The following is a 14,250-nucleotide window of genomic DNA, read 5'->3' as shown; positions in this document are numbered from 1 at the left end:
TCAGACCACGAAGATGTCGGCCGCATCGAGATCCGGGTGGGTGGTGAACTCGGCCACCAGCTGGGCCCGGATGTCGCCAGTGCCATCCGGGTCATACCAGAGCGCGCCATTGTCGTGATCGTAGAAGAAGCGGTCATTGGCGTCCTGCGCCTCGGTGCCCTCGGCGAAAAGCGCATTGCCGAGCCGCCCGGCACCGATGCCGGTGAAGACGGCCATGCGCAGCACCAGCCGGTCGCGCCCCGGTTCGAAATCGACGATCGTGTCGACGGTGTCCTCATCCGGTGCGGTGTCGAACAGGAACGTATCGGCACCGGCGCCGCCGGCCAGCGTGTCGTTGCCGTCGCCCCCGATCAGCGTGTCGTCGCCCGCGCCACCGGCAAGGCGGTTGTCGCCCGTGTTGCCGGTCAGGACATTCGCCAGCGCATTGCCGAAGCCCTGCAGATCGGCGGTTCCGGTGAGCGTCAGGTCCTCGACCGCGGCGGAAAGCCTATAGCTGACGCTGCTGAAGACGGTGTCGCGGCCGGCCCAGGCGGGAAGTTCGATCACCACGTCATTCGGGGTGTCGACGAAGAAGCGGTCGGACCCCGGGCCGCCGGTCATCCGGTCGATGCCGGCGCCGCCATAGATCGTGTCATCGCCGGCGCCGCCGAAGATGGTGTCGGCGCCCGCCCCGCCGACGAGCAGGTTGTTACCGGTGTTGCCGGCCAACACATTCGCCAGCGCATTGCCGAAGCCCTGCAGATCGGCCGTGCCGGTGAGTGTCAGGTTCTCGATCGCCGTGGTGGCGCCGAGGCGGAAGCTGACGCTGCTGACGACGGTGTCGCGGCCGGCCCAGGCGGGCAGCTCGACCACCACGTCATTCGGATTGTCGACAAAGAAGCGGTCGGACCCTGAGCCGCCCACCATCCGGTCGGCGCCGGTCCCGCCCCAGATCGTGTCGTCGCCGGCGCCGCCGAAGATGGTGTCGGCGCCCGCCCCGCCGGCCAGCGCGTTGTCGCCGACATTGCCGGTGATCACATTCGCCAGCGAATTGCCCGTGCCGTTCAGGGCGCGGGTGCCGAGCAGGGTGAGGTTCTCGACATCGGCGCCGGCGCTCAGCCGGTAGGTGACGCGGCTCAGCACCGTGTCGACGCCGGGCGCGCCCGCCGCCTCGACGATCACGTCATTCGGATTATCGACCCAGAACCGGTCGCAGCCCGGTCCGCCCACCATGCTGTCCGCCCCCGCCCCGCCGATCAGCAGGTCGTTTCCGGCGCCGCCGATCAGCGTGTCGTTGCCGCCGCGCCCTTCCAGGCGGTCGGCGCCGGCGCCTCCGGCGAGGCTGTTCGCCTGATCGTCGCCCAGAATCACCGAGACCGTGCCGGGGGGCTCTGGCCCGGTGGTGTCCGTCGGGTCTTCGGGCAGGTAATGGGCGATGCTGATGATGCCATCCGCCGCCAGCGCCGCAGCACCGATCGGCCGGCCATCGCGCGAGACGATGGTCAGGCTCTCGCGGCCGAAGGTGATCGTGGCGCCGGTCGCGGTCTCGGTGATCGTCAGCTGCGAGACCGAGCGCAGCATCGGCCAGAGCGACAGGTCGATGCGGTCGGTGGCGAGGTCGAAGCCGGTGATGACGTCATGCATCCCGTCGGGCGACAGCACGAAGATGTCGGTGCCGGCGCCGCCGATCAGCGTATCGGTGCCCGCCCCGTCGATCAGCACGGCGCCGTCGCTGCCGGCCTCGATCCGGTCGTTGCCGGCGCCGCCGTCGATCACGTTGCGTCCCGCGGCCGCGCCCGACAGCGTGTCGGCGCCGTGGCTGCCGAGGAGTGTCGCGCCGATCGGGCCGAGCGTCGCCTCGAGCGTGGTGATCCCGGCCTCGGTGCCGCTTGCCACATGGATCTGCACCGCCTCGTCGGTCGCGGTCATCGCCAGCGCCGAGATCGCGTCGAGCGTCATCGCATCGCTGTCGGCCATGGTGTCGAGCAGCAGCAGATAGCCGCCGGGCAGCAGCTGGAACAGGCTGACGCCATCGTCCGAGCCGCTGACGGCGATGAAGCTTTGTCCGTTCACCTCGGTGATCGCGATGTGGGAGGCATTGGCGAAGCGGGTGCCCAGATCGTCGATCACGTGGTCATGCGCGACGAGGGCACCGGTCGCGGTGATCTCGACCACGCTCAGGCTGTTCGAGGTGGCGCCGGTCAGCACCGCATAGGTGACGCCGGCGACCGTCGTCGTCTGCATCTGCACCGCGCCCGCGATGCCAAGGCCGCTGGTCACGTCGAGCCGGCCGGTCTGGGTGACGGTGCCGTTCGGCCCGACGGAATAGGCGGCAAAGGCCGTGGCGCCATCGAAGCCCGCGAGCAGGAAGGGCGTGCCGTCAATCTGCACCTGCTCGAGGCAGGTGAGTCCGGTGGCGCCGCCGATTGCCCCGCTTGCGAGGGTGACATGGTTGCCAAGCGTGCCATCCGCCCCGACCTGCCAGCGCTCGAGCCCGTCCGAGCCATGCACCGCGCCGAAGACGAAGCGGCGGCTTCCGACCTCGACCAGCTCGATCTCGGAGAGGCCTTCGGGCAGGGCGGCGGTGGCAAAGCTGCGGGTGCTGGCGCCAAGGCGGCCCGCGTCGTCGATCTCGACCCCGGTCAGCCCGCTGCTGCCGACGCCGGTCAGGGTGACCACCTCGCTCTCGCCGTCGAAGGAAACCACCTCGATCGTCGGTTCGACCCCGACGGTGGCCGCCCCCGCGATCGGCTTCCGGCTGACGAGGTCGAGCCCGTCGCCTCCTGCGTCAAGCTCCCACACGGCAAGGCCAAGCCCGCCATCGGGCCGGGTCACGGAGAGGATGCGCGGCCCGTCCGGCCCCTGCTCGACCACGAGATCGGTGATTCCCTCGAGCCAGGTGTCGCCCGCCGCCGTCTCGGTGCCCAGATGGGTGAGCCTGATCTCCGCCATCGCGCGATCCCCCGTGTTCGCCAGGGTCCATTCTGCGCCTGTCGCCGTTAACGGGGGCTGAGCGGATTGCGGCGCAACGGCGGTCTTTGCTTCCGATTTGAATGACATTGTCCGGGCCCCGCAGTGCGGCTGCGGCCGGAAGCTGCCGGTCACGGGGTTTTCATGCCGGCGCGCCCTTGCGGTCCGGTGGCAAAGGCGCTTGATACGGCCTATATCTCGCTCGACAGCATCGAAGGGGACAGGCGTGGCCATCCATCTGCACAAGAACGACCTGCCCGAGGGGCTCGACCTCGGCCCGGTGGTCGCGATCGACACCGAGACGATGGGGCTCGACCCGCGGCGCGACCGGCTCTGCCTCGTGCAGATGTCCTCGGGCGACGGCAATGCGCATCTGGTGCAGATCGCCAAGGGGCAGACCGAGGCGCCGCGGCTGTGCGCGATGCTGGCCGATCCGGCGGTGGAAAAGCTCTTTCATTTCGGCCGTTTCGACATCGCCGCGCTGTACAACGCCTTTGGCGTGGTGACGGCGCCGGTGTTCTGCACCAAGATCGCCTCGCGCCTGGTGCGCACCTTCACCGACCGGCACGGGCTGAAATACCTGCTGCAGGAACTGGTGGGCGTCGATGTCTCGAAGCAGCAGCAGACCTCGGACTGGGGCGCGGCCGAGCTGACCCCGGCGCAGCTCGATTATGCCGCCTCGGACGTGCTTTACCTGCACGCGCTGAAGGCCGAGCTGGTGAAGCGGCTGGCGCGCGAGGGCCGGACCGAGCTGGCGCAGGCCTGTTTCGACTTCCTGCCGACGCGCGCGCGGCTCGACCTGATGGGATGGGACGAGCCCAATGACCTCTTCCACCACTGAGTATCTGGCCACCGGGCGCAAGGTCATCGCGATCGAGGCCGAGGGGCTGACGGCACTCGCCGCCAGCCTTGACGACAGCTTTGCCCGCGCGGTCGAGACGATCCTGCAGGCGAAGGGCCGGGTGATCGTCTCGGGCATGGGCAAGTCGGGTCATATCGCGCGCAAGATCGCGGCGACCTTCGCCTCGACCGGCACGCCGGCGCAATTCGTCCACCCGGCCGAGGCCAGCCACGGCGACCTTGGCATGGTCACCCGCGACGACGTGGCGCTGGTGCTGTCGAATTCGGGCGAGACGCCGGAGCTCGCCGACCTGATCGCGCATACCCGGCGCTTCTCGATCCCGCTGATCGGCGTGGCGAGCCGGCCCGAGTCGACGCTGCTGCGGCAGTCGGACGTGGCCCTCGTGCTGCCGCAGGCGCCCGAGGCCTGCGGTTCGGGTGTGGTGCCCACCACCTCGACGACGATGACCCTGGCGCTTGGCGACGCGATCGCCGTGGCGCTGATGGAGCATCGGCACTTCACCCCCGAGATGTTCCGCACCTTCCACCCGGGCGGCAAGCTGGGCGCGCGGCTGTCGAAGGTGGCGGACCTGATGCACGACGACATGCCGCTGGTCGGCGAGGCGACGCCGATGTCCGAGGTGCTGCTGGAAATCTCGCGCAAGGGCTTCGGCGTCGTCGGCGTGACCGACTCGCGCGGCGATCTGATCGGCATCATCACCGATGGCGACCTGCGGCGCCACATGGCGGGGCTTCTGGATCACGCGGCGGCCGAGGTGATGACGCGCAACCCGCGCACCATCGCGCCCGGCGCATTGGCCGAGGCGGCGGTGGCGCTGATGAACGAGCGCAAGATCACCTGTCTCTTCGCCGTCGACGGGCGCCGCCCGGTCGGCATCCTGCATATCCACGACTGCCTGCGCGCCGGGGTGGTCTGATGGTGTTCGACAACCGCCATTCGCGGCTTGTGGCCCTGGCCAAGGTCGCGCTGCCGCTGGCGGCGCTGGCGCTGTTGTCGACGATGTTCCTGTTTTCGGACAAGGTCGATCCGACCACCGCGACGCCCTATGCCAATGTCGACGTGACCGAGCTCGCGAACGAGCCACGGCTGACCATGCCCGAATATTCGGGCCTGACCGAGGATGGCGCCTCGATCACGGTGAAGGCGAAGACCGCCTTTCCCGATGCCAAGGGCGGGTCGGGGGCCAGCGCCCAGGCGATCGTTGCCAAGCTCGAGGCGAAAAGCGGGGTGGTCGCCGATCTGACCGCGAAGGCCGGGGTGATCGACCCGCAGTCGAAGCAGATCCACCTGAGCGAGGGCGTCGCGCTGCAGACCTCGACCGGCTACCGGATGAGCACGGCGGCGGTCGACATGGCGACCGACCGCTCGAGCGTCGTGGCGCCCGGGGCGGTCTCGGCCGAGGCGCCTTATGGCACGATCACCTCGGGCGCGATGCAGATGACCCGCGCCACCCCCGAGACGCCCTATGATCTGGTTTTCAACGGCGGCGTGAAGCTGATATATCAGCCGCAATAAAGAGGTTCCGATGCGTTTGCCCGCCGTTCTCGCCCTGCTGTGCCTTGGTCTTCTGCCCGGGCCGGTCCTTGCCCAGCAGATCGCGCTTGGCGGTATCCGCGCCGATGCCAAGGCCCCGGTCGAGGTGACCGCGGACAGTCTTGCGGTGAACCAGACCGACGGCACCGCCACCTTCACCGGCAATGTGCTGGTGGTACAGGGCGGCATGCGGCTGAAGGCGGCCGTGGTGAGCGTCGAATACGACCCCAAGGACCGCAGCAAGATCAACCGCATGCATGCGACCGGCGGGGTGACGCTGGTGTCGCCCACCGAGGCCGCCGAAGCGAAGGAGGCGGTCTATGACGTCGCCGCCTCGAATGTGGTGATGACCGGCGACGTGCTGCTGACGCAGGGCCAGAACGTGATGTCGGGCCAGAAGCTGACCGTCGATCTGAAGACCGGCACCGGCCAGATGGACGGGCGGGTGCGTACCATCCTGCAGCCGGAGACGAAGAAATGAACGACCTCGATCCGGTGGCGGATCTCGGCCTGCAGGCGCCGGCCGAGGCAGGCGGGCTGCGCGTCGTCAACCTGCGCAAGAGCTATCGCAAGCGGCTGGTGCTGCGCGACGTGTCGCTGCATCTCGATCGCGGCGAGGTCGTGGCGCTGCTCGGCCCGAACGGTTCGGGCAAGACCACCTGCTTTTACGCCATCGCCGGGCTGATCAGCCCCGATTCGGGCAAGGTGACGATCGACGGCCGCGAGGCCACCGGCCTGCCGATGTATCGCCGCGCCCGGATGGGCATCGGCTATCTGCCGCAGGAGGCCTCGATCTTCCGCGGCCTGACGGTCGAGCAGAACATCATGGCCATTCTCGAGATCGCCGTGCCCGAGCCGCACCGGCGGCGCGAGCGGCTCGAGGAGCTGCTGGGTGACTTCTCGATCGCGCATCTGCGCCAGGCGCCGGCGCTGGCGCTGTCGGGGGGCGAGCGGCGCCGGGTGGAGATTGCCCGCTGCCTCGCCGCCGACCCGAAATATCTGCTGCTCGACGAACCCTTTGCGGGCGTCGATCCGATCGCCGTCGGCGAGATCCGCGCTCTGGTGTCGCACCTCAAGGAACGTGGCATCGGCGTGCTCATCACCGACCACAACGTGCGCGAGACGCTGGAGATCGTGGAACGGGCCTATATCCTGCACGATGGGCAGGTTCTGATGTCCGGAACCACCGACGAGGTGGTGCGCGACGAGAACGTCCGCAGGGTCTATCTGGGCGAGAATTTCCGGATCAGCTGACCGGTGCTGCGCCGCGGCGTAGGTCCCCCGTTGACACCCCCGCCGTTCCGTTCCCAAATGAGACAAATGCGTGAACACCGCCCCCCTTCCCGAGCGACCGCGCCGCCTCAAACACGGCATCATTGGGGCTTTGCTTCCAGGGTGCAATGTGGCAGTTCCCCCAAGGATTTAACCAGCCTGCCGCGTGGACGTTCTGTCCCGCTCGCAGGTCACTGACGTGAAGGAGAAGCCATGCGTTACCAGATCAGCGGAAAACAGATCGACATCGGGGAAGCGCTGCAAAGCCACGTGAAGTCCGAACTTGGCGAAACCGTGGACAAGTACATGCAGCGTCCGACCGATGCGACTGTCGTCTTTTCGCGCAACGCGCATGAATACATCTGCGAGGCCACGGTCCACCTGTCCACCGGCCTCACCGCTTCCGCCAGCGGGCGCGCCACCGAGGTCTATGCGGCCTTCGAAGCGTGCCGCGAGAAGATGGACAAGCAGCTGCGTCGCCACAAGCGCCGCCTGAAGGACCACCACAAGGAACGTTCGGAGCCGGTTGAATTCGACGCCGCGGATCTGTATGTGCTCGCCTCGGATGAAGACGAGTCGGCGGCCGAGGGCGAAAGCCTCACCCCGGTCATCGTCGCCGAGATGGAGACCCGCGTCCCCACGATCTCGGTCGGCGAGGCGGTGATGCAGATGGAGCTCGCTTCGAAGCCTCTGCTCGTCTTCCGCAACGAGAAACATGGCGGGGTCAACGTCGTCTACCGTCGCGACGACGGTCACGTCGGCTGGATCGACCCGCGTCACAGCAAGTGAGCGTCTGATCCATGGCGGGCGCAGAAAAAGGACAGATGGATCTTTCGACATTGCTCAAGCCGGATGCCGTCAAGGTTCTGGCAACCGCGACGAGCAAGAAGCGCCTGTTCCAGGACCTTGGCGACATCGCGCATTCAGCCTACGGGCTGGATGCGATCCAGACCGTCGACGCGCTGCAGGAACGCGAGACGCTCGGCCCCACCGGCGTGGGGCATGGCGTGGCGTTGCCGCATGCGCGTCTGCACGGTCTGAAGACGGTGATCGGCGTGTTCCTGCGGCTGGAAAAGCCGCTTGATTTCGACGCAGTCGACCGGCAGCCGGTCGACCTCGTCTTCGCGCTGTTCGCGCCGAAGGATTCCGGGGTCGAGCACCTGAAGGCGCTGGCTCTGGTGTCGCGCACGATGCGCAACGCCGAGACCTGCGCCAAGCTGCGGGCGAACACCGACCCGGCGGCGCTGCACGCGGTGCTGACCGCGGCGCAGGGTGCGCAGGCGGCCTGAGTCAGGCCCGCTTCCAGTCCGAAAACCCGAATTGCATGAAGTCGCGCGTGTAAGCCTCACGCGCGGCTTTTTCCAGGGACGGGGTCCAGATCTGCGCAAGCTTCACCGGTGCGGTGTCGCCGTCCTGCGCTGCGAAGGCCGGCGCCTCGAGTCCGGCGGTGCGGGCGAGATAGGCGAGGTCGTCCGCCAGCTGGTCTTCGCGCGCGACCAGATCGGGCGGTGCGACCTGCGCAAAGCCCTGCAGCGCGGCCGACTGGCTGGCCCAGAGCGTGTGCACCGGCAGGCTCGTCTGCGCGTTCAGGTTCGACTTCAGCCAGCCGAGGAAGGCCTCGAGCCCCGCGGCCCAGTCGGCGGCGGAGAGGGTCTTGCCCTCCTCGGGCAGGGGCAGCTTGTAGGTGTCGCGCAAGACGGCCCGGGTCTCGGCCAGGTTGTTCCAGCTTTGCACCGCGGCAAAAGCCAGATGGGCGCGCAGAAGCGGGTGGCGCAGCACGGTGAAGCTGCGATGCCCCGGGTGCTGGCGCTTCCACTGCCGCAGGGTCTTTTGCGAGAAATCCTCGGTCAGCGCGCCAAGCCCGCCCAGCCAGGCGCGCAACGGCCCGTCCGAGGCCGGGCGCAGCGGCATGTAGAGAAGTCCCGCATCGCAGCCGATGAACCCGGGCACGTTCGGGCCGCGGCGCGGCTCGAAATTCGGGGTGCGCGACAGGTTGAAACGGTCGATCCGGGCAAGCGAGGCTTCCATCTCGGGGAAGTTCGTCACCTTCGCCTCGAGCGCCTCGGGGTTCTGCACCACAAGGCTCGAGGGCAGGGCGCTCAGCCGCCCCGCGACGCCCAGCCAGGCGGCGAGCCCGTTCAGCACCTCGAGATCCTGCGCGTCCTCGTAATCGATGTAGAAGGCGCTTTGCCCCGAGACCTGCAGCGCGTGCATCAGCAGCACCTGGAAATCCTGCAGTTCGGCCAGATGTTCCTCGAAGCCCGCGGCGTCGAAATGTGCCTGCGCCGCCTTGCGGTGCTTGGCATCGCCGAGCTTCCACTGCCCGGTGGCGCGGGCGATCTGCAGGCTGACATAGCTTTCGATCGGGTTGCGCGTCAGAACGATCTTGGCGCAGCGCGGATCGTCCAGCAGCGCGCGCAGGACGCGCGGGTCGTGGTCGTGGAAATAGCGGCAGCCGTTCAGCCCCGGCGCGCTGCGGATGCGGTCCCACAGCACCATCGGGTCAGCGTCGCGCTCGGCCCGGCTGACGCCCAGAAGCGACGTCTTCTTCGGATAACCGATCAGCGCGGGGTTGAAGGCCTCGCCGTGGCAGGTGACGCCGTCGAGCAGGTTCAGTGCCGCCTCGAGCAGGTTCGAGCCGGTGCGCATCTCGGCAAAGATCACGAAGCTGTCGAAGGAGGCCATCTCATTTCACCAGATAGGGGCGCCCACGGCGCGTGTGTTTCGGCTGCGGGTCGTCGCCCACGGGGAAGTCGCCCATCAGGCGCGGCTGCATGCCCTGGTTCTTCAGGTTCTGCAGGAACTGGCCGAAGCCGGTCAGGTCGACCATCTGCGGCGCCTCGGTCAGCCGGCGGGCGCTGCGCGGGCTGATCTCGTCGATGATCGTCTGCAGCGGCTCCATCGGGTTCTCGATGAAATCGGCCATGGTCCAGATCCGGACCCGGGCCTTCACATACATCGAGCGCAGGATGTCGAGGTGATAGGTCTCGATCCGCTGCAGCCGCGCCGCCTCGCGCCGGATGTCGCGGAAGTTGCGGTTCGAGCGGAACAGCGGCACCGCCCAGGCCCCGCTGATCACCGAGATCTGTGCATTGGGGTCGGTGGCGGTGAACCAGTCGATCGACTGGTTGTCGCGCGGCGAATACATGAAGCACTGCCGCTCGCCGCGGGCGTTCCAGATCAGGTTGGTGAGAAAGCCGCGCGGGTTGTAGTCGCGCAGTCTGGCGCTGTCGGAGAGGCAGCCGTTGAACATCGTCTCGCCGCCGGCGAACTCGGCCCTGTCGTGGCCGAAGAGATGGCCGTGCACGCGGGCGACGACGTATTTCGCGAGCCATCCTTCGAAGTTTTCGAAAAGATCGGAAAATCCCTGGAACACCGAGTAGGGCGCCGAGGTCTTGCCGTTTTCCTGGTCCTGACGGGGGAAGCGGCTTTGCATGTAAAGCCCCGGCCGCCCCTTGGTGCGCCGCTCGACCGCCTTCGAGAACAGCCGGTCGATCTTCGCCGGATTGGGCTCGGCCGGCGGGCTGACGGCGGGGCGGGGGGCGAGGAAGGTGGCGTAGAGCCGGTCCGCCTTGGGCCAGATCTTGCGCGCGACGAAACAGTCCGAGCGGCGCAGCAGCTGCAGGTGGTCATCGTAGAAGATATGCGGCTTGCCCTGATAGTCGAACTTCGACAGCGTCAGCGAGCGGCTTTCGATGCTGGTGGCATAGAGCCGTGCGAGCGACTGGAAATAGCTTTCGTCGGGGATCCAGACCCGCTTGAAGAAGCGGTCATACATCGGCCGGTCCGGGTCTTCGAGGATGGCGCTGAGCGTCTGCCGGGTCAGGCACCACCACTGGCTGCCCAGATGCGGCACCAGCCCGTCGGGCAGGCGGCGCTTGACGCCGATGCGGCGCTGGAAATCGACATAGCGGTCGAAGAGCCGGCGCTGCTTCTTCCACGAGAACGGGAAGCGCAGGGTGAAGCGCTCCATGTCGATGCCGCCGACGGTCCAGCCGACCTCGGCGGTGGTGACGCTCTCGATGAAATCGGTGTGCGGGCGGGCGTCGAGATAGTCGACCAGCTCCTCGACCGGGCGCAGCGGCAGGCAGGACCCCGAGGCGAGGAAGACGTGGCGCACGTCGGCGTGGCGGGCCAGCAGCTGCTCGGCCCCCGATTGCGCCGCCGCGACCAGCGAGAAGGTGCCCCATTCGCACTTGTAGCGCTTCGAAAAGGAGACGGTGTCGAGATCGGCGAGGCTCTTGCCGAGCGCGGAATACTCCTTCGACGGCACGCGCGCATCGACATGGATCACCACCGGCGCGCCGCTTTCGGCCCAGTAGCGCGCCACCTGCGCCGCCCGGTGCAGCGCCGTGTGGCACATCATCACGAACCCGACCGTCACCGCCGACCCCTCATGCCCAGTTGCCCTTCGACATGAGCCCGAGAATCTCGAGCTGGCGCCAGTTGATGTATTTCTCGGACCATTTCGTCCACAGGTCCGGCTCGGCGCTCAGCGTCTCCTGATAGGCGGCATATTCGCGCGAGCCGGCGTAATGCTCGCGCCGCTTCATCTCCTCGGCGACCTTGGCGGTGAGGGGCGAGAGGAACTTTGCGTGCAGCAGACAGCCCGAGGCCTTCTCGCCGCCCCATTCGTCATAGACCATGTTCAGCCCGCGCGGCAGCAGCATGTGGGTCGAGGAGGCGAAGACGAAGTCTCGCTCCCATTTCACCAGCGGGATCTTGTTCAGCGAGGGCGCCGCCTCGGGCGTCTTCGAGAAGAACATCCGCGCCCGCGGCCCGCCCTGGATCCAGAGGTTCTGGAAATACCAGTTGCGCGCGATCGTGTAATTGCCGGCATCGAACCACGAGGCGATCTCGAACGGGTTCTGCCCCTCGCGATAGGGCACCGCGTCGATCGGCCCCTTCGGATACATGTCGATCAGCATCGCCGGGAAGGAGCGGATGTCGTAGGTGTCGAGCCAGTCGGTCAGCGCCTCGATCGGGCGGGTGTCGCAAAACGGGTAGACGAAGAACTCGTCCGGATCGACGGTCAGCGTCCAGTGCCCGGTGCCATAATGGCGCAGCAGGTGGTTCAGCCAGTCGACACCGAAGGACGAGGCCTTGTAGCTTGCCCCGGTGCTCCACAGCGACACGTCTTCCTGCGCCTCGAGATAGGCGTCCGAGCCGTCGTCCGAACCATTGTCGACGATCAGGAAGTGCTTGATCCCCAGGTTGCGGTAATAGCGCAGGAAATAGGGCAGGCGGATGCGTTCGTTGCGCAAGGTGACGAAGGCGAGGATGTCGGAGGGCGCGATCGCCTTGGTGCGGTCGATGACGATGCGAAGCTCCCGCCGCTTGCGGAATGCGCGCAGCTGACGTCGCCGGCGCTCCATCCTCAGGCGATATAGGCTTCTCAGGTTCACCGATCGTCTCTCACCAGAAATCTGCACATCCGGCCAGAATGTGACGGAAAGCCGTTGAAACTGGGTAAAATCGTCTCCGTTCCGGAAACATCTTGCCCGCCTCGCCCGCCCGTTCCTTCCGGCCTCACGAATTCGGGGGGAGAATAGGCGGTCGCGGCGGTCGCGTAAACAATTGTCTCTGTGTGGTCAACGGTTTGGCTCCTGCCAGTTGCCGCGCGTCATCAGTCCGAGGGCCTCCAGATCGCGCCAGTCCGAAAGCCGGTGCGACTGCGCATCGCGCAAGACCGGATCGGCGATGATCCCGTCATAGTAACCATCATAGCGCTCGGCATGGGTGAAATGCTCGCGCCGCAGCTTTTCATCGCGGGATTTCGCGATCACCTCGCCGAGGAACTTGGTGTGCAGGAGCACCCCGGTCGGCGCGTCGAGCCGGACATCGAAGCCCGCATTCAACCGCCGGGGCAGGGCGATATGGGTCGAGCTGACATAGGCATAGCGCCAGTGCCAGCGGATCAGCGGGGTCTTGTGCAGATGCGGCGCACGGTCCGGGGCGTCGGCGAAGAAGACGCGCTGGCGCACCCCGCCGCGGATCGAGATATTGCCGAATTTCGGCTGATATTCCCAATCGTAACCCTCGGCGTCGAAGAGCGGCAGGGCCCGAGTCGGGTCCTCGCCGGGCGCGGCATGGGCGGTGGACAGCGGCCCCTCGGGATAGAGGTCGAGCATCATCGCCGCCATCATCGGCAGGCCGCGCGCATCGAGTGCCGCGGTCAGCTCGCGCAGCGTCGCGCGATCGCCATGCGGAATCAGCAAAAGCTCGTCGGCGTCGACGGTCAGGCACCAGTGCCCGCTGCCGTGGCGCGCGAGCAGCCCGTTCAGCCAGTCCATCCCGAAGCGGGAACCGCGATAGCTGGCCCGCGTCGTCCAGAGCGACACGTCGGGCTCGGCCGCCAGCGCCTCGGGGCTGCCATCGTCGCTGGCATTGTCCACGAACAGGAAATGATTCACCCCAAGCGCGCGGTAATGGCGCAGGAAGAACGGCAGTCGCGCCGCCTCGTTCCGGATCGTGGCGAAGAGAAGGATATCCCCCTTGCGGATCTGCGCCGTCCGGTCGACGCGCGACGTGAGATGACGCCGCCGCCGGATCGCGCGGGCCAGCAGGTAGCGGCGCTTCGCGCGCAGCCGTCCTGCCTGCCACAGATCAGCAAGTGAAATCATGGCACCCCCCGTGGGGTGTCATTTTTCATAATGTCCGCTCTGATGCCAGCGCCAAGCGTCGGCAATCATCGTCGTCAGGTCGGCCCGCTTCGGGGTCCAGCCCAGCGTGTTGACCGCCTTGGTCGAGCCCGAGACCAGCACCGCGGCATCGCCCGGCCGCCGGTCGCCCTCGATGATCGGCACGTCGCGGTTCGTCACCGCCCGCGACTGCGCGATCACCTCGCGCACCGAGAAGCCCTTGCCGGTGCCGAGGCAGAACACCTCGGACGGCTTGCCCTCCTCGAGCCATTTCAGGCCGAGCACATGCGCATCGACCAGGTCCGAGACATGGACATAATCGCGGATGCAGGTGCCGTCGGGGGTGGCATAATCCGAGCCGAAGACGGTCAGCGCCGGGCGCCGCCCGTCGATCGCGTCGAGCATCAGCGGGATCAGATGCGTCTCGGGGCGGTGGAATTCGCCGACCTCGGCCTCCGGGTCGCAGCCCGCCACGTTGAAATAGCGGAAGATCACCGAACGCAGCCCGTGGCTGTTGCCGAAATCGCGCAGGATGTCCTCGATCGCGCGTTTCGAGCCGCCATAGGCGTTGATCGGCATCTGCCGGGTCGTCTCGTCCAGCACCACCCCGTCCTGGTCTCCATAGGTGGCGCAGGTCGAGGAGAAGACGAAATCGAGGCAGCCGGCCGCGGCGGCCGCCTCGATCAGGGTGAGTGACGAAAGCACGTTCGCACGCCAGTATTTGCCGGGGTCCTTCATCGACTCGCCGACGAGGCTGAGCGCGGCGAAATGCATCACCGCGACCGGTTTCCACTTGGCGAAGACCTCGTCGAGCCGCGCGCGGTCGGCAAGCTCGCCCTCTTCGAGCGGACCGAACTTCACCGCGTCGCGCCAGCCGGTGACGAAGCTGTCATAGGTGACGGGCACATAGCCCGCCGCCCGCAGCGCCTTGCAGGCGTGCGAGCCGATGTAGCCGGCGCCGCCGGTGACCAGAACGTGCTTTGCCATCGTTGC

13 protein-coding genes are annotated in these 14,250 nt (G+C 67.3%); 7 read left to right on the top strand and 6 right to left on the bottom strand.

Annotated elements, in window-relative coordinates; translation table 11 throughout:
• Positions 1-2,931 (bottom strand): calcium-binding protein, encoded by a 2,931-nt coding sequence (locus tag DYS74_RS02955; protein WP_121530752.1) that lies wholly within the window; start codon positions 2,929-2,931, stop codon positions 1-3.
• 244 nt (positions 2,932-3,175) lie between these two features.
• Here DYS74_RS02955 and DYS74_RS02950 point away from each other — a divergent pair, with 244 nt between their 5' ends.
• From DYS74_RS02950 to DYS74_RS02920, 7 genes are all read left to right on the top strand, one after another.
• Positions 3,176-3,790, top strand: a complete 615-nt coding sequence (locus DYS74_RS02950) for a ribonuclease D (protein WP_121530751.1) — start codon at positions 3,176-3,178, stop codon at positions 3,788-3,790.
• Positions 3,771-4,727 (top strand): KpsF/GutQ family sugar-phosphate isomerase, encoded by a 957-nt coding sequence (locus DYS74_RS02945; RefSeq protein ID WP_121530750.1) that lies wholly within the window; start codon positions 3,771-3,773, stop codon positions 4,725-4,727. Before DYS74_RS02950 ends, DYS74_RS02945 begins: the two co-directional genes overlap by 20 nt.
• Positions 4,727-5,326, top strand: coding sequence for a hypothetical protein (locus DYS74_RS02940; protein ID WP_121530748.1), 600 nt, complete (start codon positions 4,727-4,729; stop codon positions 5,324-5,326). The genes DYS74_RS02945 and DYS74_RS02940 overlap by 1 nt, the downstream gene beginning before the upstream one ends.
• 10 nt (positions 5,327-5,336) lie before the next feature.
• Positions 5,337-5,825, top strand: a complete 489-nt coding sequence (lptA, locus tag DYS74_RS02935; RefSeq protein WP_121530746.1) for a lipopolysaccharide transport periplasmic protein LptA — start codon at positions 5,337-5,339, stop codon at positions 5,823-5,825.
• Positions 5,822-6,598 (top strand): LPS export ABC transporter ATP-binding protein, encoded by a 777-nt coding sequence (lptB, locus tag DYS74_RS02930; RefSeq protein ID WP_121530744.1) that lies wholly within the window; start codon positions 5,822-5,824, stop codon positions 6,596-6,598. Before lptA ends, lptB begins: the two co-directional genes overlap by 4 nt.
• 231 nt (positions 6,599-6,829) lie before the next feature.
• Positions 6,830-7,405 carry a ribosome hibernation-promoting factor, HPF/YfiA family gene (hpf, locus tag DYS74_RS02925; RefSeq protein WP_121530742.1) on the top strand — a complete coding sequence of 192 codons (576 nt, stop codon included), beginning with the start codon at positions 6,830-6,832 and terminating at the stop codon, positions 7,403-7,405.
• 35 nt (positions 7,406-7,440) lie between these two features.
• A complete protein-coding gene (locus DYS74_RS02920) occupies positions 7,441-7,905 on the top strand; it encodes a PTS sugar transporter subunit IIA (RefSeq protein ID WP_121530740.1) in 465 nt (154 codons plus the stop codon).
• A gap of 1 nt (position 7,906) precedes the next feature.
• On the opposite strand, the gene DYS74_RS02915 is transcribed toward DYS74_RS02920, so the two are convergent.
• The 5 genes from DYS74_RS02915 to galE form a co-directional block, all read right to left on the bottom strand.
• Positions 7,907-9,301: a nodulation protein NodH gene (locus DYS74_RS02915; protein ID WP_121530738.1), complete on the bottom strand. Its 1,395-nt coding sequence runs from the start codon at positions 9,299-9,301 to the stop codon at positions 7,907-7,909.
• Between the two features lies 1 nt (position 9,302).
• Complete coding sequence (locus DYS74_RS02910) at positions 9,303-11,000, bottom strand: DUF5927 domain-containing protein (protein WP_121530736.1); 1,698 nt, start codon at positions 10,998-11,000, stop codon at positions 9,303-9,305.
• Positions 11,001-11,010: 10 nt separating this feature from the next.
• Positions 11,011-11,991, bottom strand: coding sequence for a glycosyltransferase family 2 protein (locus DYS74_RS02905; protein ID WP_121530734.1), 981 nt, complete (start codon positions 11,989-11,991; stop codon positions 11,011-11,013).
• Between the two features lie 216 nt (positions 11,992-12,207).
• Positions 12,208-13,239, bottom strand: coding sequence for a glycosyltransferase family 2 protein (locus DYS74_RS02900; RefSeq protein ID WP_121530732.1), 1,032 nt, complete (start codon positions 13,237-13,239; stop codon positions 12,208-12,210).
• 18 nt (positions 13,240-13,257) lie between these two features.
• Positions 13,258-14,244 carry a UDP-glucose 4-epimerase GalE gene (gene galE, locus DYS74_RS02895; RefSeq protein WP_121530730.1) on the bottom strand — a complete coding sequence of 329 codons (987 nt, stop codon included), beginning with the start codon at positions 14,242-14,244 and terminating at the stop codon, positions 13,258-13,260.
• Positions 14,245-14,250: the final 6 nt, after the last annotated feature.

The sequence above is a fragment of the Paenirhodobacter hankyongi genome (genome assembly GCF_003664585.1).
In the GTDB taxonomy this organism is placed as follows: Bacteria; Pseudomonadota; Alphaproteobacteria; order Rhodobacterales; family Rhodobacteraceae; genus Rhodobacter; species Rhodobacter hankyongi.
Note: the sequence above shows the minus strand (reverse complement) of the source record. Positions and strands in the feature narration are given on the sequence as shown.

Excerpts from the sequence above, each read along its gene's own strand:
- DYS74_RS02955 (WP_121530752.1), bottom strand. The coding sequence starts at position 2,931 with ATGGCGGAGATCAGGCTCACCCATCTGGGCACCGAGACGGCGGCGGGC.
- DYS74_RS02945 (WP_121530750.1), top strand. The coding sequence starts at position 3,771 with ATGACCTCTTCCACCACTGAGTATCTGGCCACCGGGCGCAAGGTCATC.
- DYS74_RS02940 (WP_121530748.1), top strand. The coding sequence starts at position 4,727 with ATGGTGTTCGACAACCGCCATTCGCGGCTTGTGGCCCTGGCCAAGGTC.
- lptA (WP_121530746.1), top strand. The coding sequence starts at position 5,337 with ATGCGTTTGCCCGCCGTTCTCGCCCTGCTGTGCCTTGGTCTTCTGCCC.
- lptB (WP_121530744.1), top strand. The coding sequence starts at position 5,822 with ATGAACGACCTCGATCCGGTGGCGGATCTCGGCCTGCAGGCGCCGGCC.
- hpf (WP_121530742.1), top strand. The coding sequence starts at position 6,830 with ATGCGTTACCAGATCAGCGGAAAACAGATCGACATCGGGGAAGCGCTG.
- DYS74_RS02920 (WP_121530740.1), top strand. The coding sequence starts at position 7,441 with ATGGATCTTTCGACATTGCTCAAGCCGGATGCCGTCAAGGTTCTGGCA.
- DYS74_RS02915 (WP_121530738.1), bottom strand. The coding sequence starts at position 9,301 with ATGGCCTCCTTCGACAGCTTCGTGATCTTTGCCGAGATGCGCACCGGC.
- DYS74_RS02905 (WP_121530734.1), bottom strand. The coding sequence starts at position 11,991 with ATGGAGCGCCGGCGACGTCAGCTGCGCGCATTCCGCAAGCGGCGGGAG.
- DYS74_RS02900 (WP_121530732.1), bottom strand. The coding sequence starts at position 13,239 with ATGATTTCACTTGCTGATCTGTGGCAGGCAGGACGGCTGCGCGCGAAG.
- galE (WP_121530730.1), bottom strand. The coding sequence starts at position 14,244 with ATGGCAAAGCACGTTCTGGTCACCGGCGGCGCCGGCTACATCGGCTCG.